Genomic DNA, 400 nt, shown 5'->3' with positions numbered 1-400 from the left:
AGGGCACCTCTAATAACTACCAATTAATTCACCTCTAAATGAAATTAGAAAAAAACACAGAAAACTAAGCATAGTCTACTGTGTTTTTCTTTATGTTACAGACGCCACTTGACTGTTTATTCTTATTTTAGACAGATTACCGCCATGTTTTGAGATTTAAACGTTTAACTTGTTCGTACCTCAATAAGTTATAAGTCAGATTTGTAAGGTCAGTATTTAAAACAGCTCGATCGAATCCAATAGAACGTAAACTAGAACCATGCATTGAATTTTCAACAAAGCCAAATACATGTTCAATACGGACACGTATTTTCGAAATGATTTTATTAAACATTTTATCGTCTGCCTTAAGAGATTTACAACGTGTGTTTTTAAGACAGGTAAAAAGTTCAGCACCTTT

At 32.2% G+C, this 400-nt stretch carries 1 protein-coding gene; it reads right to left on the bottom strand.

Translation table 11 applies throughout. The features are described 5' to 3' along the window. Positions 1-136: 136 nt before the first annotated feature. Positions 137-400: transposase (locus tag RU86_RS11870; protein WP_143468141.1), on the bottom strand; the 264-nt coding region annotated here is incomplete at its 5' end.

The sequence above is a fragment of the Pseudolactococcus piscium genome (genome assembly GCF_002441695.1).
Taxonomy (GTDB): Bacteria; Bacillota; Bacilli; order Lactobacillales; family Streptococcaceae; genus Pseudolactococcus; species Pseudolactococcus piscium.
Note: the sequence above shows the minus strand (reverse complement) of the source record. Positions and strands in the feature narration are given on the sequence as shown.